We start from the raw sequence: 535 nt of genomic DNA, 5'->3' as shown, positions 1-535 counted from the left end.
AGTAGTATCGCCGTCCGTACCGAAGTATTCCACTCCGTCCACAGTCCATGTATAAGATTCATCTGAACAGATGGTTTCGTTTGTAACGATCGGAGCAGGTTCCGGAGTTACTTTAATATTCAGTACAGTATCCGGCGCACAGTTGGCACCTTCGTAATGAACAGTAGTATCGCCGTCCGTACCGAAGTATTCCACTCCGTCCACAGTCCATGTATAAGATTCATCCGAACAGATGGTTTCGTTTGTAACGATCGGAACAGGTTCCGGAGTTACTTTAATATTCAATACAGTATCCGGCGCACAGTTGGCCCCTTCGTAATGAACAGTAGTATCGCCGTCCGTACCGAAGTATTCCACTCCGTCCACAGTCCATGTATAAGATTCATCCGAACAGATGGTTTCGTTTGTTACGATCGGAGCAGGTTCCGGAGTTACAGTAATATTCAATACAGTATCCGGCGCACAGTTGGCCCCTTCGTAATGAACAGTAGTATCGCCGTCCGTACCGAAGTATTCCACTCCGTCCACAGTCCAT

Annotated in this window: 1 protein-coding gene; it reads right to left on the bottom strand. The window is 47.3% G+C overall.

The window, feature by feature from the left end:
* The coding region (locus SLH46_RS21785) for a hypothetical protein (RefSeq protein WP_320283312.1) at window positions 1-535 on the bottom strand (535 nt) is incomplete at both ends.

Origin of the sequence: Draconibacterium sp. IB214405 (genome assembly GCF_033963885.1) — a bacterium.
Classification (GTDB): Bacteria; Bacteroidota; Bacteroidia; order Bacteroidales; family Prolixibacteraceae; genus Draconibacterium.
This window is presented reverse-complemented; position numbering and strand designations above follow the sequence as displayed.